We start from the raw sequence: 25,313 nt of genomic DNA on the forward strand, positions 1-25,313 counted from the left end.
CGTCATCTGCAAGTGATGACCTTGAGGCCGTCGGCGCCATCTTGTGCACAATTCGTATCTTCAAATTGCTTGTAGTTGTCGTTTTCGCATCCCCCTGCGAAGGCGCCGAAGAGACGCGTCTGGCCATTGAGGAGGACGGTAAGCTAGTGTGCTTGAGCGATAAGGCCCAAGGGGTTAAGTTTCTCGGCAATGACCGCCTTTTAAGTGACGATGAGGTCAGTTTCTATGCGGAGCTGTTTCGACACTTATACGGGCGCGCTATCTCGTCCGGTCCGTACCATTTAAGGCATTGATAAGACGCAACGCATCCAAATGGTGCCTCCCTGGTTAGCTTCCATCGGCACCTCCACGAGAAATATTTGAAGCCGCGGAGCCGGTGCATTGCATCAGAACTGATTAGGCTGCATCATCTAGGCTTTGTGTTGAACGATCGAACAGCTGCTCCAACTTGTTCTACGGCGACACTTCAACCATGACGGCACTGAACCGCGTTTTGCTGCCCGCCGATTGCGCATACAGCTCGCATCCCGTAACCCAAAGGGGGCGGATGTGACTCGGTCCGACCCGCGCCCGACTGGCTGCGTTAGCCATGGGCTTTCGTATTGCTTCTCTTACGGCCGCAGCGCTTTTAGGCGCATCTGGCCCTAGCCAGTAAAGCAATACGCGCTTGTATCCCTTTACGTGAGTGCCGTGATCCTGTAGGTCGCGGAGCTTCTCCGTATCTTCTTTGAGCTTTACTGCTGCGTATCTACCAACTTCCAGAAGTAGCTGTTCGTCCTGCGGCGCTCCAGAAGGGGAATGCAATGCAAGATCGACGCGTTTTGGATTGCCGCCGGTGGCGCTAAATGGCACTTCCCACTGAATGCTGCGACCATGTAGTGACGGTGACATCAAGAGGTGCTGATAAAAGAATTGAACTAGCGTCACCTCGTAAAAGTCCTGCTTGGTGGCAGGGAGGCCCGGACGCTGGTGAGTTAAGGCAAAGAGATCTGTTGCAGCTCTTTGGGCAGCTGGCCCTAGTAATTCCATGACCCGCCTCTCGTCGGGGTCGCCATTTCGGGGGCGCCCCCTCTCGTAGCGTTGCAAAAAAGGTCGCATTGTGTGTCCTAAGTGTCAGATGCGTATTTCTCCAAGGCTAGGGCATTGCGGGTGCGTACGGGGCCCCCGTTCGGGCCGGCTGCGCAGCTCGCGTTCTGGTTTAAGGTGTGCGTGACAACGGCGTCAATCTCAACGTGATTTCATTCGCGATAACAAGTCGTAGCATGTCGACCGCCCTGTTAGGGAGGCGGTGGGCTTCGTGCGCACCGGTCATCTAGGCACTCAGCCCAAAGACGCTTTTGCAATCGATTGCTCGTCGATTATTAAACGTCATGGCATGTGCCGTCGGGGTGCCGCCCTCGAGGGTGCGCTCCTCTATTCAACTTGGACGCGGGGGCACCCACAGGTGGTCAAAGAGTGGCGATGTTTAAGGGCTGTTGTTGTGTCCACGGCCCCGCTACCGCAGCGTCCGCAGGAACGCCGTGATGTCGTCCGCCAGCAGCCCCGGCTCCTCGTGCGGCGCGAAGTGGCCGCCGCGCGGCATGGTCGTGTAGCGGACGATGTCGTAGGTGCGCTCGGCCCAGCTCCGCGGCGGATGCACCAGGTCGTGCGGGAAGACGGCGACCGCTGTCGGCACCCGCACGCGCTCCACCGGCGCGGTGCGTCCGGAGCCGTACGCGAAGTACGGGCGGAGCGAGGTGCCGATGGATCCGGTGAACCAGTAGAGGGACGCCAGCGTCAGCAGGTGGTCGTCGCTGAAGGCCCGGGAGACGTCGCCGCCGCAGTCGCTCCACGCGCGGTGCTTCTCGAGGATCCACGACAGCAGCCCCACTGGAGAGTCCTGCAGCGCGGGCGCGAGGGTGAGCGGACGCGTCTGCTGCTGGTGCTCGTAGCCGCCCTCGGCTGCCTCCCACGCGCGCACCTCGTCTACGTGCGCGCGCTCCTCGTCCGTGAGCGTCGCCGCGTCGAGGTCGCGAGGTGCAGCAACCGCCATCAGGTGGATCCCCGCGACCGCCTCCGGATGCGCCTCCGCCAGCCGCGACGTGATCCCCGCGCCGAGGTCGCCGCCGTGCGCCGCGTACCGCGCGAAGCCCAGCTCCTCGGTCATCAACCGGTGCCAGAGCTCATGCGTCGGCTCGTTCATCCGCGGCCGCTGCGGCGAGAACGGGAAGCCGGGGAGCGCGGGGACGATCACGGTGACGGAGTCTCCCGGGTCGCCGCCGGAGCGCGACGGCTGGGACAGCCGCTCGGCGAGCGGCACCATCTCCAGCGCGGAGCTCGGCCAGCCGTTCGTGAGCACGATCGGGAGCCCGCCGGATCGCTCCGCCTCGAAGCGCAGGTACGAGACCGGCGTGCCGTCGAGGTCGGCGACCGCCCACGGCAGCGCGCGGATCTCGCGCTCGCGCGCCCGCCAGTCGAAGCCGTCGGCCCACACGGCGGCGAGGCGGCGCAGCGTCGCCTGGTCCGTGCCGGCCTCCCACGGCTCGACCGGCCACTCCGGCGCCCAGCGGGTGCGGCTGATCCGGTCGCGCAGGTCGTCGAGATCGGCGTCGGTGACGTGCAGGGGGAGCGGGTGGGTCACGGGGGTCCTGACGTGGCGGGCGGGCGCGGTCCCCTCATGGTCCCGCGTCGCCGACGCGGCGGCTACGTCCGCCGCCGCCTCGCCATCACCGCGCGCTGCAGCAGCACGAAGACCAGCAGGATCCCGCCCGTGATGATGGTGGTCGCCTCAGGCGGGATGCCGCCGTCGCGCGTGATGAGCACGTTCATGAGGCCCAGCACGAGGGCGCCGACGACCGATATGAAGAACGCCACGGCGCAGCACCACAAGCGCGCTAAGCGAGCCTGGCGTCGTGATGACGACGGCCAATCGAACCCTGTGCAGACGGGACGGCACATACGATGTCGCCCGCTGAGGCTCAAGGGCTGACCTCTCCCCCTCCCCGCCGCCGCAACCCGGAGCCGGCTCGAGGCTCAGCTCATTTGAGCCATCCGTGCAACAGCTGGTGAAATCCCTTCCAGTTCGATAAGCGATTAACGATACGCGAGCTAAGGCTGCCGGATGGCCCTCGTGAATCCGGCGGCGAAGAGTGCAGTGAGGGCCCATCCTGTTAGCGTCAAGAAGACTCCAACAGTGGCTACGAACTGTCCGCTTGCAGTGGCCGTCACCCGACACGCGGTCCCCACGCTTGTTCGAACTAGTGGTATAGCCACGTCCACTGCAACTTGTAGGATTTGTACGTCAGTGCATCGCGTCGCTGTCGCGGCTCCGGTTTGAGTTAGGGCACCGGCGTTAAGAAATGCCACAATCAGAGAAACTGTGATAACTCCTAGCACGCCGATCAAGGCGCGCCAAGGCTGGTATCCGTAGCCGATGCATACTCCCGTGATCAGCAGCCACAACTTTGCCGGCTTCGACAATCCTCCGCGCCTAAGTTGATCATTGCGCTGTCTCATCAGGGCCCGGCGAGCGTCATTATCGTGGCCTTCGGTCCGGGCCACCAATGCGAGCTGCTGGTAGGGCTGGGCCCCGTACTCCGTCGTTCCCTTCTGAATCGCATCCAGCCATTTAAGGAAAGGAACGCCCGTATAGCTTTTGTACGACAAACCGCCGAGGACCCACTTGGTTTCGCGCCCCGCCTGTTCTAAATTATCTGCATTAAGGTGTAGGGATCCTCGCACGGTAGTATTTGCAAGACTGATGGTGACTGAGTCGCCTGCGGTCCTTGAGGCGACCTTGGAGCACAGGACCAAATTCCCGCGGATTTCCGCGCCGTCGATGCGTAATGCGGAGCCTTCGCCTTGCACTATGGAAAGGCCGCTCAAGTCGACGTCTGCAGTGATTGTGACACGAGATAAGTCAACTACGGCACTATCGTTCGATCCGAAAGCGGAGGCTTCCCGTCTCGCCGCAATACCATCAGTAATGGTAGCGCCGACCGCGACAAGGGCCGGTCCTGAGCCATTTTGCATTGATGATTCATGTAGCACTAATTGTCCCGTGATTACGGCGCTAGTAAAGCGTACAACGCCGTGTGCGCCATCGCCTTTCGCGTCGAATCCGTCATCAAGGAAAACATCTCCATTGATTGCGGCACAGTCGGCCAAGAGCGCGGTACCAATTGAGTTGGAAATAGTTGCACCGCTCATTGCAAGCTGGCCTTCGATTTTAATGCTATGAAATCGGATTGCTGCGTCGTCGTCCTTAGCGATTGCACTGAATCCATTGTCCAAAAACGCACCCATGCCGATGAAAGCGCCATCTGCGTAGAGCGCCGGACCGCTTTCGTTAGAAAGGTGAGCCCCTCTCAGCGCAAGCTGGCCTGCAATCTTCGTGCCGACGAGGCGAACGCATCCCCCGCCCCGCTTCCGGATGCGCTAAAGCCACTACCAAACAGTAAAGCTCCCGCAATTTGTGCATCGTCCAGCAAGAGGGCGGGTCCGTCTGCGTCGCTTATATCTGAATTTGTCAGATCAACTTCGCGAAGGAAGCGCGCACCCATAAAGCGCACCCCGCCACCGACGCTTTTTGCGGTAGCAACAAAAGCACTATTAAGATATACGCCTCCATCAAAAGTTGCACTGTTAGCGTGCAAGGCCAACCCTTCCGGGTTGTGTATAGTTGCGCCACTTGCTACAAATTGACCGCGAATGTGAGAGTGTGGAAGGCGCACTGTTCCCTCGCGACCTCGCCCAATCGCCGTAAAACTTTCGTCGATAAAAAGGGCGCCCATGTCGGCGTTGTCGCATGACAAAGCGGGGCCAGCTAGGTTTATCAGCTTGGCTCCAGACATTCCGAGTTGGCCTGTTATTTGCGCTCCAAGAAAGCGCACTGCGCTGGTTGGTCCGTGCCCGCGAGCTTCAAAGCCGTCGTTTAAAAATGCATCGCCATCAATTACGCAACCGTCTGCATTTAAGGCCGCCGCGGTCGTATTAGTTATTTTTACTTTAGAGAGATTTAATTGTCCCCGGATGCGTGCATCTTGTAGGATCACGGATTCCGGGCGACCTGCCAGTGGGGCCAGTATCACGGACGCCGCCATGTTGAGCCGTGCGATGTCGGACGAAACTGCAGTTAGGCCGCCCGCGAAGAGGCATGCAGTAAAGTTAATCGGTAACAGGGTTGATACATGGTTTAAGTCCAGCAGGCCCTCAATGCGTGCGCCAGAAACTTGAATACCGTGAGGGTCGATCGTATTAAGCGGAACATGCAGCCCTCGAAGGACTTCGCGAATAAAGGTCGCGCGAAGGGCGCCTTCTGCGCCCCAAGTGCTTAACTCCGATTCATCAACATTGAGCACGTCAAGGGTGTTTGTGAAAATCAGCGCATGGCCTCCTGCTAAACTGTTTAACAGTGCGAGTTCATTCCTCGAGGGGGTAAGGGGCATGACGCGGCTCCTAATATCAAGTCGGGAAACTAGGGCAAATATCCTCGGCGCAAGGCGCAAATAATGGAATCCTCGCCCGTGCCGATCATCTCCCGAAGTCTTCTAAAGGATGCATGTAACAGAATCCGAGTGCCCCTCTCCGAAATGCGGTCCAGAAAGGGCTGGGTAGGATATTTCTGTATGCTAGCCATAAACTTAGGACTGTCGGCCGAAATACTGCCCCCACTTATGGGGTCTACGTCCGCCGCCGCCTCGCCATCACCGCGCGCTGCAGCAGCACGAAGACCAGCAGGATCCCGCCGGTGATGATGGTGGTCGCCTCAGGCGGGATGCCGCCGTCGCGCGTGATGAGCACGTTCATGAGGCCGAGCACGAGCGCGCCCACGACCGAGCCGAGCACGAAGCCGACGCCGCCGGTGAGGAGGGTGCCGCCGATCACGGTCGCGGCGATCGCGTCGAGCTCCCAGCCGATGCCGGTGATGTTCTGCGCGCTGCCGAGCCGGGCCGTGTAGATCACCGAGGCGAGACCGGCGAGCGTGCCGCTGATCACGTAGACGGCGAGCTTGGTGCGTCGCACGGGCAGGCCCATGAGCGCGGCCGACTGCTCGGATCCACCGGTCGCGTACACGGTGCGGCCGAGGCGCGTGCGGTGCAGCACGAAGAACGCGACGGCCACCACGACGAGGGCGATGAGCACGCCGGGTGTCGTGACGACGTCGTTCACCTTCGGGCCGTCGACGACCTTCATGTTCGTGGCGAGCGACCGCAGCGGGGACTCGTCGTCGAGCCGCTCGGGCACGGTGCTGAGGATGGAGGCGAGCCCGCGGCCGAGGAACATCATCGCGAGCGTCGCGATGAACGGCTGCACGTCGAAGAACTGGATCAGCACGCCCGACACGACGCCCGATGCCGTGCCGATGAGGATCATCAGCACCATCACCACCCACGGGTTCCAGCCGGCGTTCGCGAGCAGCACGCCCGCGACGCTGCTGACGGCGACGATCGCGCCGACGGACAGGTCGATGCCGCCCGTGAGGATCACGAACGTGAGTCCCACGGCGAGCACGATGACGTGCGCGTTGTTGATGAGCAGGTTCGACAGCGTCGCGGCCTGCAGGATCCGGCCGTACGCGATCTCGCCGTAGGCCAGCATCGCCAGCAGGATCACCAGGGCGGCGACCGTCGGAAGCGAGTCGAGGCGGAGGCGCATCCGTCGGCGGGGCGGCCGGGGCGCGGTGCCGGGTGCCGGCGCGGGCGTCGGGGTCAGGGGCGGCTGGATCGTCGTGGCGCTCATGCGGGCACGGCCTCCTTCTCGGTCGGCACGGGGGTGGGCGCCGGCGGGCGGCGCCTCGTGAACAGCGCGCGGACGCGCCGGGACTGCAGGAGCACGATCGCGACGATCACTATGGCCTTGAAGGCGGGCGTGGCCGACGACGAGATGCCGAGGAACACGACCGTCTTGTCGAGGGTCGCGATGAGGAGCGCGCCGACGGCGGCCCCGAGCAGGTGGAACTTGCCGCCCGCGAGCGAGGTGCCGCCGATGACGACCGCGAGGATCGCGTCGAGCTCCAGCTGGTAGCCGGTGCGGGAGACGTCGACCGTCATGACGCTTGCGGTGGCGAAGATCCCGGCGACGCCCGCGAGCAGGCCGCTCGCGATGTAGGCGGTGAACAGGAGCGCGCGGCGGTCGAGGCCCGCGAGGCGCGCGGCCTGCGGATCCATGCCGATCGCCTCGATCATGAGCCCCAGCGCGCTGCGCCGCACGAGCACGGCGACGCCGATCGTGATCAGCACGGCCAGCAGGAACACCACCGGCAGCCCCACGAGGTACCCGTTCGCGACCCAGCGGAACGGCTCGTTCGACGCGGCCGTGTTCTGCCCGGCCGTGATGACCTTCGCGAGGCCGCGGCCCGCCAGCATGATCACGAGCGTGCTGATGAACGGCTGCAGCCCCACGACGGAGACGAGCATGCCGTTGACCGCGCCGAGGATCCCGGCGATGAGGAGCGCGAGGCCCATCGCGCCGAGCGCGACGCCGAGCGAGTCGGATCCGGCCGCCTTCAGGAACTCCATGGACACGGCGCCGGCGACCACCATGATCGAGCCGACGCTGAGGTCGATGCCGCCGGTGGCGACCACGAGGCACATGCCGACGGCGATCATCAGCACGGGTGCTGCGGCCCGGAGGATGTCGACGAGGTTGCCGACGAGGTTGCCCGTGTCCGGGTTCACCGACAGCGCGAGGTAGCCGGGGTCCTTCGCCACGTTGATGGCGAGCAGCAGGACGATCGCGACCGTGCCCCAGAACCAGGGCCGGTGCAGCACGTCGCCGAGTCCGCGCGCGCTCCGCTTCGCGGGGGTCGTGGTCTCGCTCATCGGGTGGCCTCCTCGGGCGCGGTGCGGGTCGCGGTGTCGGACGCGCCGTCGGGCACGGTCTCGAGCGCGATGTCGGAGACGCCCTCCTCCGCGATGGCGGCGACGATCGACTGCGCCGTCACATCGGGTCCCGCCTCGAGCTCGGCGATCTTGCGGTGGTCCTTGAGCACGACGATGCGGTCGCTGAGCCGCACCACCTCCTCGAGCTCCGAGGAGATGAAGACGACGGCCACGCCCGTGTCGGCGAGGGCGGCGACCTGCTCCTGGATCTCGGCCTTCGCGCCCACGTCGATCCCGCGGGTCGGCTCGTCGAGGATCAGCAGGTCGGGCTCGGTCGCGAGCCACCGGCCGAGCAGCACCTTCTGCTGGTTGCCGCCGGACAGGTTGCGGATGGGCCGGTCGGGATCCGCGGGCCGCACGTTGAGCTCCGTGAGGTACTTGGCGACGATCCGGTCCTTCTCCTTGCGCGGCAGGGGACGTGCCCAGCCGCGCTTCGCCTGCACGGCGAGCACGAGGTTCTCGCGCACGCTGAGGTCGCGGATGATCCCCTCGTCGCGCCGGTTCTCGCTCGAGAACGCGATGCGGTGCTTCAGCGCCTTCGCGGGGGAGGAGATGGCGACGGGTGCGCCGTCCATGGTCACGGATCCGGTGTCGGGCTTGTCGACGCCGTAGAGGAGGCGCGCGAGCTCGGTGCGGCCGGACCCGAGGAGCCCGGCGAGGCCGACGACCTCGCCGCGGCGCAGCTCGACGTCGGTCGCGTCGAGCGAGCCCTTCCGGCCGATCCCGGTGGCCCGGTACACGGGCTCGCCCATCGCCACCTGGCGCGAGGCGCGCTCGCGGTCGAGGGAGCGGAGGGTCTGCAGGTCCTTGCCGATCATCTCGGCGATGAGGCCGGCCCGGTCGATGTCGCGCGTGAGGTGCTCGCCCACGAGCCTGCCGTTGCGGAGCACCGTGAGCCGATCGCTGATCGCGAAGACCTGGTCGAGGAAGTGGGAGACGAACAGGATGGCGACGCCTTCGTCGCGGAGGCGGCGCATCACGCGGAAGAGGCCCTCGACCTCGTCGGCGTCGAGGCTGGAGGTGGGCTCGTCGAGGATCAGCACCTTCGAGTCGAGCACGGTCGCCCGGCTGATCGCCACGAGCTGCTGCAGCGCGAGGCTGATGGTGGAGAGCGGCGTGCGCGGATCCAGGTGCCCGAGCCCCACGCGCGCCAGCACCTCGGAGGCGGCGGCGTGCGTGCCCCTCCAGTCGATGCCGAACCGGCCGCGCCGCTCGTGGCCGAGCATGACGTTCTCGCCGATGGTGAGGTTCCCGCAGAGGTTGACCTCCTGGTAGACCGTGGAGATCCCGGCGGCCTGCGCGTCGGCGGTGCCGGAGAGACGGCGCTCGGCGCCGGCGACGATCACGGTCCCGGAGTCGATCCCGTAGACGCCCGTGAGCGCCTTGATGAGCGTCGACTTGCCGGCGCCGTTCTCGCCCATGAGCGTGTGGACCTCGCCGGGGAAGAGCCGCAAGCTCACCCCGTCGAGCGCCTTCACGCCCGGGAAGGAGATGGTGATGCCCCGCATCTCGACGATGGGGCTGGGTGCCTGCATGGCGCGTGCTCCGTTCCTCCGCCGGCGTCGGTGCCGGGCGGGTGGGGCGGCGGGGCGGCTGGATCCGCCCCGCCGCGGGTGTCCGTGCGGGCGGGCTAGAACTTGCGATCGGGCAGCGCGGTGGCGGCCTTCTCGGCGGAGTCGAACACGTCCGACGGGACGACGATCGACGACTCGACGCTCTCGCCGTCGAGCAGCTTCTGCACGGCCTCGAGCGCGGTGCCGCCGAACAGCGGGTTGTACTCGGCGACGAAGCTGAGCTTGCCGTCGGCCAGCGCCTGGAGCGCGTTTTTGGTGCCGTCGATGGTCGCGATCTTCACGTCCTGGCCGGGCGTGAGGCCCGCCTCCTCGACGGCCTGGACGGCGCCGAGGCCCATCTCGTCGTTCTGCGCGAAGACCATCTGCACGTCGTTCGCGTTCGACTTGAGCACGGTCTCGAAGACGCTCTTGGCCTCCTCGGTCGACCAGTTCGCGGTCTGCGCGCCGACCTTCGTGAAGGTGCTCTCTGCGCCGATGACCTCGTCCCATCCCTCGTTGCGCTCGTTGACGACCGAGACGCCGGCCGGGCCCTCGAGCGTGAAGTACTTGCCGCCATCGGGCAGCGCGGTCTTCGCCCACTCGGCGACCGACGAGCTCACGGCGATGTTGTCGGGCGCGATGCGGGTCGCGTAGAGCGAGTCGTCGTCGGGCTCGATGCCGCGGTCGATGAGGACCACGGGGATCTCGGCCTCCTTGGCGCGCTCGAGCGAGTCCTCCCAGCCGGATCCCTCGGTGGCCGAGAGCAGGATCACGTCGACGCCCTCGTCGACGAACGACGTGAACGCGTCGATCTGCGACTTCTGGTCGTTGTTCGTGGCGGGCGCGTACTTGAGGTCGAACCCGGCCTCCTTCGTGAAGGTGTCCTGGATGTCCTTCTCGTTGGCCTGGCGCCACGCGCCCTCGGGGCCGACCGCGACGAAGCCGACGGTGGCCGTCTCGCCGCCGCTGTCGGCGGTGCCGCCCGCCGTGGATCCGGTGCCGGAGTTGCTGTTGCAGGCCGCGAGGCTCAGGGCGATGGCCCCGGCTGCGGCGATGGTGGCGATGCGCCTCTTCGTGGACATGGGATCTCCTCCTTGAGATGTCGGGACGTCGATGTCCCTCACGGTCCTCGGTGACCGGTGGTGCTGCGGTGGCGCGGGGTGCTGCCGCGTGCTCGGGATGTTACCGGTAACAGTTCGGGTGGCACAAGGGTCCTGTCGCCTGGACCGCGGGAGCGCGGGGACGCGGGATCAGCGTCGAGGCGGGTCGGGCCGCTCGGGCAGCTCCGGCAGCGGGAAGTCCGCCTCGTCGTCCTCGTCCGCCGGCGCCGCGATCAGCTCGACGAGCGTGTCGACCGTCACGCCCGGCCCGTTGGCCAGCTCACCGATCTTCTCCCGGTCCTTGAGCACGACGATCCGGTCGCTCACGCGCACGAGCTCCTCGAACGCGCTGGAGATGAACACGACGGCGACGCCCTCGAGCGCGAGCTGCGCGATGTGCGCCTGGATGTCGACCTTCGCGCGGATGTCGACGCCGCGGGTCGGCTCGTCGAGGATCAGCACGCGCGGCCGGATCGCCAGCCAGCGCGCGAGCAGGACCTTCTGCTGGTTGCCGCCGGAGAGCTGCCTGGCGGGCGTCGCCGGATCCGCCGGCGTGATGCCGAAGTGCTCGATGTGCCGCTCGACGAGGTCCTCGCGCTCGGCCTTCGCGAGCGGATGCGCCCAGCCGCGCAGCGCCTGGAGCGCGAGCACGATGTTCTCCCGCACGCTCAGCTCGCCGATGAGTCCCTCGGCGCCGCGGTCCTCCGCCGAGAGGGCCACGCGGTTCCGCAGCGCGTCGGCCGGCCGGTCGATCACGACATCGCGCCCGCCGAGCGTCACCACGCCGCCGTCGGCCCGGTCGGCGCCCGCGAGCAGGCGCGCGAGCTCGGTGCGGCCGGATCCGCGGAGCCCGGCGATGCCCACGACCTCGCCCGGGTGCAGCTCGAGGTCCACCGGCCGCAGCATCCCGCGGCGGCCGACGCCGGCGGCGCGGTAGAGCGGCGGCCCGACCGGATCCACGCGGTGCGCCCGCCGCTCCGAGCCGATGCGCTTGAGGTGCGCCACGTCCTTCCCGAGCATGCGCGCGACGAGCTCGGCCCGGTCGAGCTCGTGGGGCAGGTGGTCGCCCTCCTTCACGCCGCCGCGGAGGATCGTCATCCGGTCGCTCAAGGCCAGCACCTGCTCGAGGAAGTGGGAGACGAACAGGATCGCGACGCCCTGGTCGCGGAGGCGGCGGATCACCTGGAACAGGCGCGCCACGTCGTCGGCGTCGAGGCTCGACGTCGGCTCGTCGAGCACCAGCACGCGCGGCCGGTCGACCATGGCGCGGGCGATGGAGACGAGCTGGCGGCTGGCGGGGGAGAGGTCGGCGAGGCGGTCGCGCGGGTCGAGGTCGGCCAGTCCGAGCTCCGCGAGCATGGCGGCGGCGCGCGCGTGCGTGGCGCGCCACGAGATGCCGAGGCGGCCGCGGGCCTCGTGGCCGAGCATCACGTTCTCGCCGACGCTCAGGTTCTCGACCAGGTGCGACTCCTGGAACGCGGCCTGGATGCCGAGGGCGCGCGCATCCGCCGGCCCGCCGAGCCGCACGGGCTCGCCGTCGACGAGGATCTCGCCCGCCTCGATCCGGTGCACGCCGAGCAGCGCCTTGATGAGCGTGGACTTCCCCGCGCCGTTCTCGCCGAGGAGCGCGTGCACCTCGCCGGGGTGGAGGTCGAGGTCGACGCCGTCGAGCGCGACGCCGTTCGGGAACGCGACGGTGATGCCCCGCATGCGCACGGTGGGGCGGGCCGGTGCGTGCGGGCGCGCGGTCTGCGCGGATCCGGGCGCGGGCGCGGGCGCGGCCGTCGGGCCGGTCGGGCGGATCGTCGTCGATCCCCGTGCGTGACGCACCTGGTGCTCCTCGGGTTCCGGGCCGGTGGCGGCCGCGTGCCGGGCGGGCCCGGTGTGCTCGACTGTAGCCGCCGGTCGGCGGCGCGGGCGAGGGGTGGCGGACGCGGATCCCCCGGGTGCCGGATTCAGTCGACGCGGCGGGCGGCGGCGCTCGAGTCGCGCACCACGAGCTCGGCCGGGATCCGGCTGGCCTGCGGGATCTCGCGCCCCTCGATCGCGGCGATGAGCACGTCCACGACGAGCGTGCCGAGCGCCGGGAAGTCCTGCTTCACGGTGGTGAGCGGCGGGAGGAAGTGGCGGGAGACGGGCAGGTCGTCGAAGCCGACGATGCTGAGGTCCTCCGGCACGCGGATCCCGCGGTCGTGCAGCCCGTGGATCACGCCGAGCGCCATCTCGTCGTTCGCCACGAACACGGCCGTGTACTCGGGCACCGCGGTGAGCCCCTTCGCGAAGTCGTAGCCGAAGTCGCTCGACCAGTCGCCGATCACGATGGGCCGCTCGCGCATGCCCCACGCCCGGGTGCGCGCGTGGAAGGCGCGCTCGCGGGCGCGTGCGTCGAGCCAGTCGAGCGGGCCGGAGACGTGCAGCACGTCGCGGTGGCCGAGGCTCGCGAGGTGGTCGACGACGAGCCGCGTGCCCGCGGACTGGTCGACCGAGACCGTGAGGAACGCCGGATCCTTCTCGGCCTTCACCACGAGCGTCGGCAGCCCGGTCGTGATGGTGCGGAGCACGGCGACCGACGACGAGCGGGGCGCGACCACGCACAGCGCGTCGATGCCCTGGCCGGTGAGGTGGCGCACGGCCTCCTCGGGCGTCGCGTCCTCCTCGTCGCGTAGCGCGAACGAGGCGACCGAGTAGCCGCCGTCGCGCGCCGACCGCTCGATGGCGCGCAGGATGCTCGACGGCCCGAACTCCACCGCGCTCTCGATGAGCACGCCGATGCGCAGCGCCTGCTGCGTGACGAGCTGCCGGGCCGCGCTGTTCGGCCGGAAGTCGAGCTCGGCGACGACCTCGAGCACGCGCTGCCGCGTGGACTCCTTGACCTGCGGGTGCCCGTTGAGCACGCGCGAGACGGTCATGTGCGAGACGCCCGCGCGCTCCGCGACCTCGCGGAGCCCGAGCCGCTCGCCGCCGCTCCTGACGCTCACCCGCACTCCATCCGGCATCCTCCGAGGCGGCGACGGACGTCGCGCCCGCCGGGGCGCGGGCCGGTCGGATCCCCCGTTGCTGCGCACACCCTACCGGGGCGGATCCGCGCGGTCCCCGGGTGCGACGACCGCCGGACACCCGCGCGTCCGTAACCGATCGGCCCGGCCCTGGCAAGCCCCCTGCGCATGGCACACGCCGCTCGGCCCCCGGACCAGGTTGGAGAGGCGGCGGTTTCGCCGCACGAAGAAATAGGAGCCCCTATGTACTTCCACGCACAGACCTGGATCAACGAGATCGCCGACGGCGAGCCCGACCCCGCCGCTGCCAACGCGCTGCAGGAGGGCCTCGGCGGCCAGTTCGGCGAGATGCGCACGATGATGCAGTACCTCTTCCAGGCCATGAACTTCCGCGGCGCCGCCGCCAAGCCGTACCGCGACCTGATCCAGGGCGTCGGCACCGAGGAGATCAGCCACGTCGAGCTCATCGGCACCACGATCTCGCGCCTGCTCGACGGCGCGCCCGAGTACAGCGGCAAGCTCACCGACCCGCTCGACACCCCGGGCAAGGGCGGCGCGACGCCGCTGAGCATCGCGCTCGACCACGGCAACATCCACCACCACCTCGTGGGCGCCCAGGGCGCGCTGCCCGTCGACTCGGCCGGCAACCCGTGGAGCGGCAGCTACGTCTACAACTCGGGCAACCTCCCGCTCGACCTGCTCTACAACGTCATGCTCGAGTCGACCGGCCGCCTGCAGAAGTGCCGCATCTACGAGATGACCGACAACCCCGTCGCCCGCGCGACCGTCGCGTACCTCATCGTGCGCGACCAGGCGCACGAGAACGCGTACGCGAAGGCGCTCGAGACCCTCGGCGTCGACTGGGGCAAGCTCCTGCCGATCCCGAAGACCGACGCGGAGCAGTTCCCCGAGGTGAAGAAGCTCGTGGACCTGGGCCTCCAGAGCACGCAGTACAGCTTCGACCTCGACGGCAAGAGCGAGGCCGGCCGGATCTTCCAGGGCGCGTCGCCCTCGAAGGACGGCACCGACCTCACCGCGACCGAGCAGGCGCCCGTCGGCGTCCCGTCGACCATCGCGCCCGAGCGGCTCGAGGAGTTCGCGCCGGGCCTCGACAAGGACCTGATGGCCCTCATCCAGGAGACGGCCGAGCGCGAGCTGGCCGACATCGAGGCGTTCTACGGGCCGACGAAGACGGCGTGATCCGCGTCAGCTGATGCTCGCGGCGGCGCCGTCTCCTCGCGGGGGCGGCGCCGGCGGCGTGGGACGAGGACGATCTTCGCGAGGTCCGCGATCGCCGGTGCCCCCGGTGTGGGGCGGCCGCGCGGACCGTGTCCCCGGGACGGTGCCCCGTCGCCCTGACAGGGTGGGCGCATGGACATCGCCACCGCCCAGCAGGACGTCCGCCGGGTCTACCGGCACGGAGCGGTGGGGGAGGTCGCGACGGCGCTCGTGTGGGCCGCCTCCGCCGTGGTCGCGGTGGTCGGATCCGCCTCCGTCGCCCCCTACGTGCTCTTCCTCGGCGGCATGCTGATCTTCCCCCTCACCACCCTGGGCCTCCGGCTCCTCGGCGGACCGGCCGGGCTCCCGAAGGGCCATCCGATGGCCGGGCTCGCCTTCCAGACCGCGATGCAGGTGCCGTTCGGGATGCTCGTCGCCCTCGTGCTCGCGGCCACGGACCCGCGGCTGTTCTTCCCCGCGGTCATGGTGATCGTGGGCGCCCACTACCTGCCGTTCGTCTTCCTCTACGGGATGCGCTCCTACCTCGGGCTGGGCGTGCCCATGGTCGTCGGGGGCGTGCTCATCGCGACGCTCGCGCCCGGGCTCTCCGTGGCCGGCGCGTGGGGGACCGTGGCGTTGCACCTGGCGTACGCCGTCGTCTCGCTGCGGCGCAGCGCGACCTCGACGGCGGACGCGCGTCAGCCGCAGTAGCTCATCGACGCGCTGATGGGACCCGTGGCCGCGGGCGCCGGGCAGATGCTGACCGACTCGTCGTCGTCGAGGTAGCGGGCGAGGAACGTGGTGGCCGCGTCGCGGATGGTGGCGTTCGGCGTCCGCCTGCCGGCGGTGTGCCCGGCTCCGCGCAGCTCGACGTACTCCTTGGGGGTGGGCGCCGGGATGGACCGGTACATGCGCTTCCCCATGAGGAAGGGGATCGCGACCGGGTCGTCCTGGCCGGTGATGACGAGCGTGGGCGTGGTGTCCGACGGGTAGGAACTCGGGATGTCGAAGGGCTCCACGGCGATCACGGCCTTGAGCGCGTGCCGTGCCTGCGCGGCCCGGAGGACGCCGCCGCCGCCCATCGAGTAGCCGAGGACGGCGACGCGGGCGGCGTCGACCTCGCCCGACACGGCGCTGGATCCGGTGAGGTAGTCGACCGCGGCGAGCGTCTCCTGCTCGCGCTGGCCGGGGAGGTCGAGGACCCCGTCCGTGTCGATGGTGAACGCGACGTAGCCCGCGGCCGCGAGAGCCTCGCCGTACCAGCGCATGTCGGCGTGCGTGTCGCGGAAGCCGGGCGTGATGACGACGGCGCCGAGCGTCGTGCCGGCGGGTTCCTCGGGGGCGAAGACCACGCCGCCGCCGAATCCGGAGACGTCGCTGCGCGCGACGTCGACCTCGTCGACGGTACCGGCGGCGTGGGCGGGAGCAGGCGTGGTGAAGGAGGTCGCGATCACGAGGACGGCGGCCAGGGCGGCGACCACGGCGGTGAGCCGGGCGCGACGGACGGGGTTCGCGAAGGACATGGGGCCTCGATGGGGTCGGATGTCCGTGCGGCCTGCCCGACCGGATCGAGCAGCACGGTAGGGGGCTGCGGGCGGCAGGGGTGCGGATCCTCCTCAGGGCATGCCTCGGCGGCGTCAGCGCTCGTGACCGGCGCCCGCGCGGCTGCTAGCCTCGCGGGCATGACGCGTCGCCCGCTCCTCGCCGCCGCCTTCCTCGCCGCGGCGGCCCTCCTCGCGGGCTGCACGTCCGTCGTGGACGGCGGACCCGACCCGACGCCGGCCGCCGTAGAGGGCGAGCGAACCCCGGCGACGTCGACCACGGCACCCGACCCGGTCGTGCCGACCGACGGCGGCCCGCGCTCCCAGGCGCAGGGCGAGGTCAGCTCCGCGGTGGGCACGCTGACCTACTACGTACCCGCATCCGGCGACACGCTGACCGGCGTCGCCGCCCGCTTCGGCCTCTGCATCGCCGACCTGGAAGCGGCGAACGGGAACTCGGACATCACAGCCGGCGCGGAGATCGTCGTCGCCCGCACCACGGCAACGCCCCTCGACGACCACGCCTGCCTCGGCTGACGCGCGGCCGATCCGCCGCCCGCCACTGCGAGCCCCCTGACCGGATCCGCCCCACCCGGGACACCGCAGACCCATCGCCGTAGGCTGATGCATGGCCTCCGACACCGCACCCCGCGACCCCGCCGCGCCCCTCTACCTCGACGTCGTCGACGGCTGGTGGCGCGCCGCCAACTACCTCTCCGTCGGCCAGATCTACCTGCTCGACGACCCGCTGCTCGAGCGCCCGCTCACGCGCGACGACATCAAGCCGCGCCTCCTCGGGCACTGGGGCACGACCCCGCTGCTGAACTTCGTCTACGCGCACCTGAACCGGGCGATCATCGAGCGCGACCTCGACATGATCTACATCGCCGGCCCCGGCCACGGCGGCCCGGGCATGGTCGCGAACGCCTACCTCGACGGCACCTACTCGGAGCTGTTCTCGGCGGCGACGCCCGACCGCGACGGGCTCCGGCACCTGTTCCGGCAGTTCTCGTTCCCCGGCGGCGTGCCGTCGCACGCGGCGCCGGAGACGCCCGGATCCATCAACGAGGGCGGCGAGCTCGGCTACTCGCTCGTGCACGCGTTCGGCGCCGCGCTCGACAACCCCGACCTCGTGGTCGCGTGCGTGATCGGCGACGGCGAGGCGGAGACCGCGACCCTCGCCTCCAGCTGGCACCTCGACAAGTTCCTCGACCCGGAGTCGGACGGTGCCGTGCTGCCGATCCTCAACCTCAACGGCTGGAAGATCGCGAACCCGACGGTGCTCGCCCGCATCCCGGAGGACGAGCTGCTCGCGCTCTTCACCGGTTACGGCTACTCCCCGCGGATCGTCTCGGGCGGCTTCGACGGCGAGGACGTCTTCGCCGTGCACGAGCGGTTCGCCCTGGCGCTCGCGGAGGCGCTCGACGACATCAGCCGGATCCAGCTGGCGGCCCGCACGGGCGGCAGCGAGGAGCGCCCGGCGTGGCCGATGCTGATCCTCCGCACGCCCAAGGGCTGGACGGGACCGAAGGAGGTCGACGGGAAGCAGGTCGAGGGCACGTGGCGCGCGCACCAGGTGCCGCTCTCGGGCGTGCGCGACGACCCGGGCCACCTCCGCCAGCTCCAGGAGTGGCTCGAGAGCTACCGCCCGCACGAGCTCTTCGACCGCGACGGCCGCCTGACGCCCGCGCTCCAGCCGAACCGCCCCGAGGGCGACCGGCGGATGAGCGCGAACCCGCACGCGAACGGCGGCCTGCTCCGCCGCGACCTCCGGCTCCCGCCGCTCGAGGTCAACGCGATCGACCTCAGCGACGGCCGCGGGGTCATCGCCGAGCCGACCCGCGTGCTCGGCGGCTGGCTGCGCGACGTGATCGCCCGCAACCCGCTCGACTTCCGGATCTTCGGCCCCGACGAGACCGCCAGCAACCGCCTCGACGACGTGTACGAGGTCACGGCCAAGGCCTGGCAGGGCGAGGTGCTGCCGGTCGACGAGCACCTGGCGCACGAGGGCCGGGTCATCGAGATCCTCAACGAGAACATCACGCAGGGGCTGCTCGAGGCGTACCTGCTCACCGGGCGGCACGGGCTCTTCACGTCGTACGAGGCGTTCATCCACGTGGTCGACTCGATGTTCAACCAGTACGCGAAGTGGCTCGAGTCGAGCTCCAAGGTGGAGTGGCGGCGGCCGGTCGCGTCGTTCACGTACCTGCTCTCCTCGCACGTGTGGCGCCAGGACCACAACGGCTTCTCGCACCAGGACCCGGGGTTCCTCGACCACGTCGTGAACAAGCGCGCCGAGATCGTGCGCGTGTACCTGCCGTTCGACGCGAACTCGCTGCTCGTGACGATGGACCACTGCCTCCGCGGCACCGACCTGATCAACGTCGTGATCGCCGGGAAGCAGCCGACCGCGAGCCTGCTGTCGCTCGAGGAGGCGCGGGCGCACGGGGCGCGCGGCGTGGGCGTGTGGGAGTGGGCGGGCACCGAGGTGCCGGGGCTCGAGCCCGACGTGGTGGTCGCGTGCGCGGGCGACATCCCGACGGTGGAGGCGATGGCGGCGGTGCAGATCCTCAAGCGGGAGATCCCGCAGCTGCGCGTGCGGTTCGTCAACGTGGTCGACCTGATGCGGCTGCAGGACTCCACGCAGCACCCGCACGGCCTCGACGACGGATCCTTCGACGCGCTCTTCACGCGCGACAAGCCCGTCGTCTTCGCGTTCCACGGCTACCCGTCGCTCATCCACCGCCTCACGTACAAGCGCCACAACCACGAGAACATGCACGTGCGCGGGTTCGTGGAGCAGGGCGGGACGACCACGCCGTTCGACATGCTGATGCTCAACGACCTCGACCGGTTCCGGCTCGTCATGGACGTGATCCGCCGCGTGCCGCACCTCGAGACCACCTACGCGGGCCTCTCGCAGCGCATGGACGACGAGCGCATCGCGCACCGCGTCCACACGCGCGAGCACGGCGAGGACATGGCCGACGTGTCGGGCGCGGAGGGGCTGCCGTTCGCGGATCCGTCGCGGCAGACGGCGATCGACACCGGGGACGACAACGCCTAGCCGAGGTGCGCCGCGGGGCGCCCGACGTCAGCCGACGTCGGGCGACCGCGTCACGGGGCCGGCGCGAGCGTCGCGTCGACGCCCGTGACCACCTGGCCCCACCGCGAGACGGCGATGCGCGTGGCGAGGGCGCGCTGCGTGCGGTCGCCGGACCACTCGGGGAGGTAGGCGCGCGGATCCGACGACGGCGTGCCGAAGCGCACCACGTAGAAGCCGGGCTCCAGGTTGCCGAGCGCGTAGCGGCCGGACGCGTCCGTGAAGCCGGACGCCTCGAGGCGCCCGTCGCCGGTGGCGCGCAGCACGTCGACGGGAGCGGCCGCGGCGGGCGCCCCGCCGGGCAGCGTGACGGTGCCGCCGATGCCCGCGGGGGTGCGGAGCACGATGTCGACGCGGGTCGCGCGGCCGGCGGGCGCGGTGAAGAAGCGCGCGTCCCGCCACTCGTTGACCTGCCCGAGGTACTGGGACGCGGGCTGGCCGCCGACCGTGACCCAGGCGCGCAGCGTGTAGCGGGTGGCGCGCATCCCGTCGAAGCGGAACGCGCCGTCGACGATGTCGACGCTGTCGCCGAACGGGATGTCGGCGAGCTCGAGGGAGACCTCGCCCGTGCGGACGAGGTTCCGGGGATCCACGCGGTCGAGGTAGACGCGGCCGACGACGGTGGCGGTGGTGGCGCTGTCGGCGGCACCGGCGGCGGCTGCGGTGGGATCCGCGGACGCGGGGGAGGCGGGGCCGGCCTGAGCTGCGGCGATCAGGGCCAGGGCGATGAGGCCGACGAGACCGCGTCGGCGGACGGATGGCATGGGCGCTCCGATGCTCGGACCGGCGCGGTTGCCGGTCGGGAGACCGGTCTACTCCTCCGCCGCGCCGAGGTCACGACCCCCGATGGGGGCGGTCAGCGCGCGGTCGGTGCGGCGCGGGAGGCCCCGGCCGCCGGATCCCGCGCGAGCTGCACGTAGATCGCCGGCAGCTGCGTGTCGAGCGCCGCCGTGTAGCGCGTCGCGGTGGCGAGGCTGCCCGTGCCTCCCGCCCACCGCGGGAGCTGCCGCGGGGTCTCGCCGGCCGCGGCGACGTACACGACGTACTCGCCGGGCGTGATCCCGTTGATGCTGAAGCGGCCGTACTGGTCGACGAACGCGACGCGGCCGGTGGTCGGGGCGACGCCCTCCACGGCCGCGGCCACGGGGACGAAGCGCACGGACGCCGCGGGGGTCCCCACCCCGTCTGACCGGTAGATCTGGCCCTTCGCGCTCGCGCCGCGGTTGAGCTCCACGTCGATCCCGGTGAGCGCCGTGCCCCACTGCGCGACCGTCACCGGCGTCGCGCTCTCCCTGTCGTAGGCGTCCGAGTACCACTCGCCGATGATGCCGCGGGAGTCGCCGACGGGCGTCCCGACCTTGATCAGGTAGTCGCCGGGCTCCGCGCTCGAGAGGGTGTACCCGCCCTGCGCGTCCGTCGTCGTGGAGTCGAGGAGCTGGCCGTCGTACGTGCGGTAGCCGGCGACGGAGAGCCCCTTCGCGGGGACCCCGCCCGTGGTCGTGACCGTGCCCTGGATGGTGGCGTACCGCTTGAGGACCACGTCCACGCGGACGGTCCCGTCGGCCTGCACCGCGAACGTCTGCGCCTGCTTCACGTCGTTCGTCTGCCCGTAGTACTGGTAGAGGTACCTCCCGCCGACGTTGAAGAAGGCGTGCAGCCGGTACTCGCCCGGGCGCACGCCCGAGAAGGAGAACGCGCCGCCGACGACGCCGGAGACGAGGCCGTCGCTGAACTCGTAGGGCGCGGGCTCGAGGTAGATCTCGCCGGAGGACACGAGGTTCGCCGGATCCACGGAGTCGAGGTAGATGTTGCCGACCACCGTCCCGGTCGAGGGCTGCTCGGGGAGGTCGACGCCGGCGGCCGCGACCGGGGGCGTGGGCGCGCTGGTGCGGGTGGTCGGCGTGATGCCGGGGGCGCTGCCGGTGACCGTCGCGGTGATCCGCTTCCCGGCGTCCGCGTCGACGGGCGTGTACGAGATGGCCGTCGCGCCCGCGACGGCCACGCCGTCCACGGCCCAGGCGTAGGCGAAGGAGGTCGGGCGCGGGGTCCACACGCCCGCGACGGCGCGCAGCGGGCGGCCGACCTGCACGTCGCCGGTGATCACCGGGACGGCGGCCTCCGTGAAGGGGACCGTGGCGACGGGACGCGTGGGGTCGGGCGTGGGCTCCGCGGTCGGTGCCGGGGTCGGGTCCGGCGTCGGGGTCGTGGGTGCGGGCGTCGGTGCGGGCGGCGTCGGCGTCGTGGTGGCGGGCGCGACGGCGGCGGTCGGGCCGCTCGAGCGCGCGAGGGACGCGTACCCGCCCCGGCGCGCGGTGACGGTGAGGTCGATGCGCGCGCCGGCGTCCGCGGCGGTCAGCTGCAGCGTGGATCCGGTCGCGCCCGCGATGGCGACGCCGTCGCGCCACCAGCGGTAGCCGAAGGTCGTCGGCGTCGGCGCCCAGTCGCCCGTGACCGCGGTGAGCGTGGAGCCCACGCGGAGGGTGCCGGCGACGGTCGGCTTCGGCGACGCGGTGAAGGCCGGCACGGCGCGGGACGTGCTCGCGGCGGTGCCGGCGGGCGCGTCGGCGGCCGTGGCGGATCCGGCGATGCCCGCCTGCGCGGACAGGACGAGCGAGAGCGACAGCAGCCCGATCAGGGCGCGTCGACGTGGTGCGTGCATGGATCCCCCGGTCCGGCACCGCGGACTGCGGTGCCCGCTGCATGCCTACCGCGCGGAACCACCGGCTGTCGACGTGTCGCGCGGAACGGGGGCGCGACCGACCGCGCACGACGACGCCGCCACGACCCGGTGGGGTCGCGGCGGCGTCGTCGTCGGTCGTGCTCGTGCGGCTAGCGGACGACCGACGCCCCGGTCGGGGCGACGGCCGGGGCGGAGCGGATCGCGAGCGGCACGTCCTTCCCCGCGGGCACGACCAGCTCCGAGCGGTCGGCGCCGGTCCCGCCGTCCCACCAGCGGGACGACGGTACGTAGTCGCGGAAGTACGTCACCTGCACGCGGTAGGTGCCGGCGGGCACCGAGTCGAGGAACGCGTCCATGTCCGGGAAGACGAACGTGGTCCTCTTCGCGGTGCCGCCCTGGAACAGGGTGACCTGGGCGTGGTCGGCCCAGCCGGCCGCCGGCGTGCCCGAGATCGTGGCGGTCACCGAGGAGCTGACGACGAAGCGCGCGTCGACGGAGGGGAGGTCGGCGCGTCGCGTCGCGGTGTAGACCGTCGCCGAGGCGAGCGATCCGCTGCCGCCCAGCCACTGGGAGGCGTACGAGGGAGCCTCGGAGCGGTCGGCCGCGACGAACACGTAGTAGCGGCCGGGCAGGATCCCGGTGGAGAGGAACCGGCCGGTCGCGTCGGTCGCCGCGCCGCCCCCCGACCGCGGGTCGGCGCCGAGCAGGGCCGCCGCCTCGGGGACGACGTAGACGCGCGCGCCCGCGTACGGCGATCCGTCCGGTGCGCGGACGATGCCGGAGAGCCGGGACCCGGCGTCGAGCGTCGGGTCGACTCCCGTCACGGACTGGCCCCAGCCGACCGTGAAGCGCGTGGCCGCGTTGCGGTCGTCGGTGTCGCTGTACCACTCGCCGATGACGCCGTCCGGGTTCGTGAACGGGGCGGTGAAGTGCACCTCGTACTGGCCGGGCGTGAGCCCGCGGGCGACGAAGCGACCGGACGCATCCGTGGTCGCGCCGGAGACCTCGCCTCCGCGCACCTGGAAGACCTCGACCTGGGATCCGACCGCCGGGCTGCCGTCGGCCAGGGTCGCGGTGCCGCTGATGGTCGCGTAGCGCTTGAGCACGACGTCGAGCCGCACGGTGCCGTCGGCCTGCACGGTGAAGGTGCGGCCGTCCGTGACGCCGTCCGCCTCGCCGTAGTACTGGTACAGGCGCTGCCCGCCGACCGTGACGTCCACGGCCAGCCGGTAGTCACCCGGCAGGAGGCCCTCGGCGCGGAAGGCGCCGTCGACGATGGGCGACGACGTGGCCTCGGCCGCTCCGACGCGGAACGGGGTGACCTCGCCGGAGGGGATCAGGTTGCCGGGGGCGACGGAGTCGAGGTACACGCGGCCGACGATCGTGCCGGTCGCCGGCACGGGCGGCGGGGTGGTGGCGGCGACGACCGCGGCCGTGCGGGCGCTCGTCCGGGCCGCCGGGTTGTAGCCGGCCGCGCTGCCGGTGACCGTGACGGTGATGCGCTTGCCGATGTCCGCGGCCACGGGCGTGTAGTACTCGCCCGTGGCGTTGGAGATCGCCTTGTCGTCGGCGAACCAGCGGAACTCGAAGGTCGGGTCGGGGCTCCAGGCGTTCGGCACGGCGCGCAGCGCGGAACCGACGACGGCCGAACCGGTGATGGTGGGGACGGCCGTGGTGAGCGTGCCGCGGCCCACGGTGGCCGGCGTCGGCGCGCTCATGCGCACGGTGGTCGCGTAGCCGTCGCGGTACCCCGCGACCGACACCGACAGGGCGCGACCGAGGTCGGAGTAGGTCGGCGTGTAGGTGGACGCGGTGGCGCCGAAGATCGGCTTGTCGCCGACGAACCACTGGTAGGCGAAGCGCGGCGACGGGGACCAGGTCCCGGGGACGGCGGTCAGCGGGCTGCCGATGGTCGCGGTGCCGGTGATGGTCGGGACGGGCGCCGCGGTGAACGGCTGCGCGGCGGGGGCGGCCGTCACGGTCGCGGTCGGGCCGCTCGAGCGGGCGAGCGACGTGTAGCCGCTCTTCGCGGCGGTGACGGTGACGGTGATCCGCTTCCCCTGGTCGGCGGCGACCGGCACGTATCGGGCCTCGGTCGCGCCCGAGATCGCCACCCCGTCGCGCCACCAGCGGTAGGAGAAGGAGTCGGGCGCGGGGGTCCACGTGCCGGTGACCGTGGTGAGCGCCGAGCCCACCTGCGCGGTGCCGGTGATCGTGGGACGCGGCGACGCCGTGAAGGCGGCGGCGGCCTGCACGGCGGCGGGAGCGGATCCGCGTGCCGCGTCGGGGGACGCGGATGCGGCGGGCGTGGGCGCGTCGGCGGCGGATGCGCCGGAGGCGATCCCCACCTGCGCGGAGGCGACGAGCGCCAACGAGACGAGGCCGACGACGGCCCGACGACGTGCAGATGACATGACTCTCCTGGATCCCGACCGCGTCCGCGCGGCCTTCCCTAGTCCTATCGCGCGCTCGCCCTCCGGCGCCGTACCCAGTTCGGGCCGCGGCCGGACCGCGGGGGTCTCCCGTACCGTGGGAGCGCCGCCCGACGGGCGGCCGCATCCGCACCGACCCGCACCCGCCCCGGAGGCTCCGCATGGCCGCATCCACCCGCATCCTCCCGCCCCGGATCAGCGAGCCGCGGCTCGAGGGGCTCGCGGACGGCGACCCGTCCGACCTCGACGCGCACGCGACCTTCGAGCGGCTCCGCTTCGCCGACGCCGACCTCTCGGACGCCGACCTCGTCGACATCGGGTTCGAGGAGTGCGCGCTCGAGCGGATCCGCCTGCACGAGGCCGACCTCACCGCCGCCAGCCTCGTGGACGTGCTCGCCTCCCGCCTCGACGCGCCCGTGCTCAAGGCGCCCCGGATCCGGATGCGCGACGTGCGCCTCGAGGGCTCGCGCGTGGGATCCGCCGAGCTCTACGACGCCACGCTCTCCTCGGTGCACATCACCGACTGCCGCCTCGGCTTCGTGAACCTGCGCGGCTCGAAGATCACCGACCTGCTCATCACCGACTGCGCCATCGAGGAGCTGGATCTCCGCGGCACCGCCGGCATGCGCATCGCGTTCGCCCGCACCACCATCGGCACGCTCGACCTCGCCGACTCGAGCCTCACGCACCTGGATCTCCGCGGCGCCGAGATCATGGACCTCGACACCCCAGACGGCCTGCGCGGCGCGGTGCTCGACCCGACCCAGCTCATGGCGCTCGGCCCGGTGTTCGCACGGCACTTCCGCGTGCGCGTGGAGGACTGAGCGG

19 protein-coding genes are annotated in these 25,313 nt (G+C 70.3%); 5 read left to right on the forward strand and 14 right to left on the reverse strand.

Annotation, left to right across the window (positions count from 1 at the left end):
* Positions 1-1,495: 1,495 nt before the first annotated feature.
* The 10 genes from ITJ40_RS01690 to ITJ40_RS01735 form a co-directional block, all read right to left on the reverse strand.
* Positions 1,496-2,620: an epoxide hydrolase family protein gene (locus ITJ40_RS01690; protein WP_194665428.1), complete on the reverse strand. Its 1,125-nt coding sequence runs from the start codon at positions 2,618-2,620 to the stop codon at positions 1,496-1,498.
* A 62-nt stretch (positions 2,621-2,682) separates the two neighbouring features.
* Entirely contained in the window at positions 2,683-2,853 is a 171-nt protein-coding gene (locus ITJ40_RS01695) for a hypothetical protein (protein ID WP_228511723.1), read from the reverse strand.
* A gap of 234 nt (positions 2,854-3,087) precedes the next feature.
* Complete coding sequence (locus tag ITJ40_RS01700) at positions 3,088-4,284, reverse strand: hypothetical protein (protein ID WP_194665430.1); 1,197 nt, start codon at positions 4,282-4,284, stop codon at positions 3,088-3,090.
* Positions 4,285-4,346: 62 nt separating this feature from the next.
* Positions 4,347-5,426: a hypothetical protein gene (locus ITJ40_RS01705; protein ID WP_194665432.1), complete on the reverse strand. Its 1,080-nt coding sequence runs from the start codon at positions 5,424-5,426 to the stop codon at positions 4,347-4,349.
* A 235-nt stretch (positions 5,427-5,661) separates the two neighbouring features.
* Positions 5,662-6,720, reverse strand: a complete 1,059-nt coding sequence (locus ITJ40_RS01710) for an ABC transporter permease (RefSeq protein WP_194665434.1) — start codon at positions 6,718-6,720, stop codon at positions 5,662-5,664.
* Positions 6,717-7,802, reverse strand: a complete 1,086-nt coding sequence (locus ITJ40_RS01715) for an ABC transporter permease (protein ID WP_194665436.1) — start codon at positions 7,800-7,802, stop codon at positions 6,717-6,719. The genes ITJ40_RS01710 and ITJ40_RS01715 overlap by 4 nt, the downstream gene beginning before the upstream one ends.
* Positions 7,799-9,397, reverse strand: a complete 1,599-nt coding sequence (locus ITJ40_RS01720; protein WP_194665438.1) for a sugar ABC transporter ATP-binding protein — start codon at positions 9,395-9,397, stop codon at positions 7,799-7,801. Before ITJ40_RS01720 ends, ITJ40_RS01715 begins: the two co-directional genes overlap by 4 nt.
* A 95-nt stretch (positions 9,398-9,492) precedes the next feature.
* Positions 9,493-10,497 (reverse strand): ABC transporter substrate-binding protein, encoded by a 1,005-nt coding sequence (locus ITJ40_RS01725; protein WP_194665439.1) that lies wholly within the window; start codon positions 10,495-10,497, stop codon positions 9,493-9,495.
* A 168-nt stretch (positions 10,498-10,665) separates the two neighbouring features.
* Complete coding sequence (locus ITJ40_RS01730; RefSeq protein ID WP_194665441.1) at positions 10,666-12,345, reverse strand: sugar ABC transporter ATP-binding protein; 1,680 nt, start codon at positions 12,343-12,345, stop codon at positions 10,666-10,668.
* A 125-nt stretch (positions 12,346-12,470) separates the two neighbouring features.
* On the reverse strand, positions 12,471-13,493 hold the full coding sequence (locus ITJ40_RS01735) for a LacI family DNA-binding transcriptional regulator (RefSeq protein WP_194665443.1): 1,023 nt from the start codon (positions 13,491-13,493) through the stop codon (positions 12,471-12,473).
* A 261-nt stretch (positions 13,494-13,754) separates the two neighbouring features.
* Between ITJ40_RS01735 and ITJ40_RS01740 the strand changes: the two genes are divergently transcribed.
* Complete coding sequence (locus ITJ40_RS01740) at positions 13,755-14,711, forward strand: manganese catalase family protein (protein WP_194665445.1); 957 nt, start codon at positions 13,755-13,757, stop codon at positions 14,709-14,711.
* A 171-nt stretch (positions 14,712-14,882) separates the two neighbouring features.
* Positions 14,883-15,440 carry a hypothetical protein gene (locus tag ITJ40_RS01745; protein ID WP_194665447.1) on the forward strand — a complete coding sequence of 186 codons (558 nt, stop codon included), beginning with the start codon at positions 14,883-14,885 and terminating at the stop codon, positions 15,438-15,440.
* Here the strand turns inward: ITJ40_RS01745 and ITJ40_RS01750 are convergent.
* Entirely contained in the window at positions 15,428-16,252 is an 825-nt protein-coding gene (locus ITJ40_RS01750) for an alpha/beta hydrolase (RefSeq protein WP_194665449.1), read from the reverse strand. The two genes, ITJ40_RS01745 and ITJ40_RS01750, sit on opposite strands and share 13 nt — an antisense overlap.
* 159 nt (positions 16,253-16,411) lie before the next feature.
* Between ITJ40_RS01750 and ITJ40_RS01755 the strand changes: the two genes are divergently transcribed.
* Together ITJ40_RS01755 and ITJ40_RS01760 are read left to right on the forward strand one after the other, a co-directional pair.
* Positions 16,412-16,807: a LysM peptidoglycan-binding domain-containing protein gene (locus ITJ40_RS01755; protein ID WP_194665451.1), complete on the forward strand. Its 396-nt coding sequence runs from the start codon at positions 16,412-16,414 to the stop codon at positions 16,805-16,807.
* 91 nt (positions 16,808-16,898) lie between these two features.
* The gene (locus ITJ40_RS01760) at positions 16,899-19,337 is read left to right on the forward strand and encodes a phosphoketolase (RefSeq protein WP_194665453.1); all 2,439 of its coding nucleotides are present in this window, start codon (positions 16,899-16,901) and stop codon (positions 19,335-19,337) included.
* Positions 19,338-19,387: 50 nt separating this feature from the next.
* Here the strand turns inward: ITJ40_RS01760 and ITJ40_RS01765 are convergent, their stop codons facing one another.
* From ITJ40_RS01765 to ITJ40_RS01775, 3 genes are all read right to left on the reverse strand, one after another.
* Positions 19,388-20,137: a carboxypeptidase regulatory-like domain-containing protein gene (locus tag ITJ40_RS01765; protein ID WP_194665455.1), complete on the reverse strand. Its 750-nt coding sequence runs from the start codon at positions 20,135-20,137 to the stop codon at positions 19,388-19,390.
* Positions 20,138-20,229: 92 nt separating this feature from the next.
* Complete coding sequence (locus ITJ40_RS01770) at positions 20,230-22,032, reverse strand: carboxypeptidase-like regulatory domain-containing protein (RefSeq protein ID WP_194665457.1); 1,803 nt, start codon at positions 22,030-22,032, stop codon at positions 20,230-20,232.
* 170 nt (positions 22,033-22,202) lie between these two features.
* On the reverse strand, positions 22,203-24,467 hold the full coding sequence (locus ITJ40_RS01775) for a carboxypeptidase regulatory-like domain-containing protein (RefSeq protein WP_194665459.1): 2,265 nt from the start codon (positions 24,465-24,467) through the stop codon (positions 22,203-22,205).
* A gap of 179 nt (positions 24,468-24,646) precedes the next feature.
* Between ITJ40_RS01775 and ITJ40_RS01780 the strand changes: the two genes are divergently transcribed.
* On the forward strand, positions 24,647-25,309 hold the full coding sequence (locus ITJ40_RS01780; RefSeq protein WP_194665461.1) for a pentapeptide repeat-containing protein: 663 nt from the start codon (positions 24,647-24,649) through the stop codon (positions 25,307-25,309).
* Positions 25,310-25,313 lie beyond the last annotated feature (4 nt).

It is taken from the genome of Clavibacter sp. VKM Ac-2872 (assembly GCF_015351105.1).
GTDB lineage: Bacteria > Actinomycetota > Actinomycetes > Actinomycetales > Microbacteriaceae > Clavibacter.

Coding starts and splice junctions, on each gene's coding strand:
- ITJ40_RS01700 (WP_194665430.1), bottom strand. CDS start 4,284: ATGGGTGCGTTTTTGGACAATGGATTCAGTGCAATCGCTAAGGACGAC.
- ITJ40_RS01705 (WP_194665432.1), bottom strand. CDS start 5,426: ATGCCCCTTACCCCCTCGAGGAATGAACTCGCACTGTTAAACAGTTTA.
- ITJ40_RS01710 (WP_194665434.1), bottom strand. CDS start 6,720: ATGAGCGCCACGACGATCCAGCCGCCCCTGACCCCGACGCCCGCGCCG.
- ITJ40_RS01715 (WP_194665436.1), bottom strand. CDS start 7,802: ATGAGCGAGACCACGACCCCCGCGAAGCGGAGCGCGCGCGGACTCGGC.
- ITJ40_RS01720 (WP_194665438.1), bottom strand. CDS start 9,397: ATGCAGGCACCCAGCCCCATCGTCGAGATGCGGGGCATCACCATCTCC.
- ITJ40_RS01725 (WP_194665439.1), bottom strand. CDS start 10,497: ATGTCCACGAAGAGGCGCATCGCCACCATCGCCGCAGCCGGGGCCATC.
- ITJ40_RS01740 (WP_194665445.1), top strand. CDS start 13,755: ATGTACTTCCACGCACAGACCTGGATCAACGAGATCGCCGACGGCGAG.
- ITJ40_RS01745 (WP_194665447.1), top strand. CDS start 14,883: ATGGACATCGCCACCGCCCAGCAGGACGTCCGCCGGGTCTACCGGCAC.
- ITJ40_RS01750 (WP_194665449.1), bottom strand. CDS start 16,252: ATGTCCTTCGCGAACCCCGTCCGTCGCGCCCGGCTCACCGCCGTGGTC.
- ITJ40_RS01755 (WP_194665451.1), top strand. CDS start 16,412: ATGACGCGTCGCCCGCTCCTCGCCGCCGCCTTCCTCGCCGCGGCGGCC.
- ITJ40_RS01760 (WP_194665453.1), top strand. CDS start 16,899: ATGGCCTCCGACACCGCACCCCGCGACCCCGCCGCGCCCCTCTACCTC.
- ITJ40_RS01765 (WP_194665455.1), bottom strand. CDS start 20,137: ATGCCATCCGTCCGCCGACGCGGTCTCGTCGGCCTCATCGCCCTGGCC.
- ITJ40_RS01770 (WP_194665457.1), bottom strand. CDS start 22,032: ATGCACGCACCACGTCGACGCGCCCTGATCGGGCTGCTGTCGCTCTCG.
- ITJ40_RS01775 (WP_194665459.1), bottom strand. CDS start 24,467: ATGTCATCTGCACGTCGTCGGGCCGTCGTCGGCCTCGTCTCGTTGGCG.
- ITJ40_RS01780 (WP_194665461.1), top strand. CDS start 24,647: ATGGCCGCATCCACCCGCATCCTCCCGCCCCGGATCAGCGAGCCGCGG.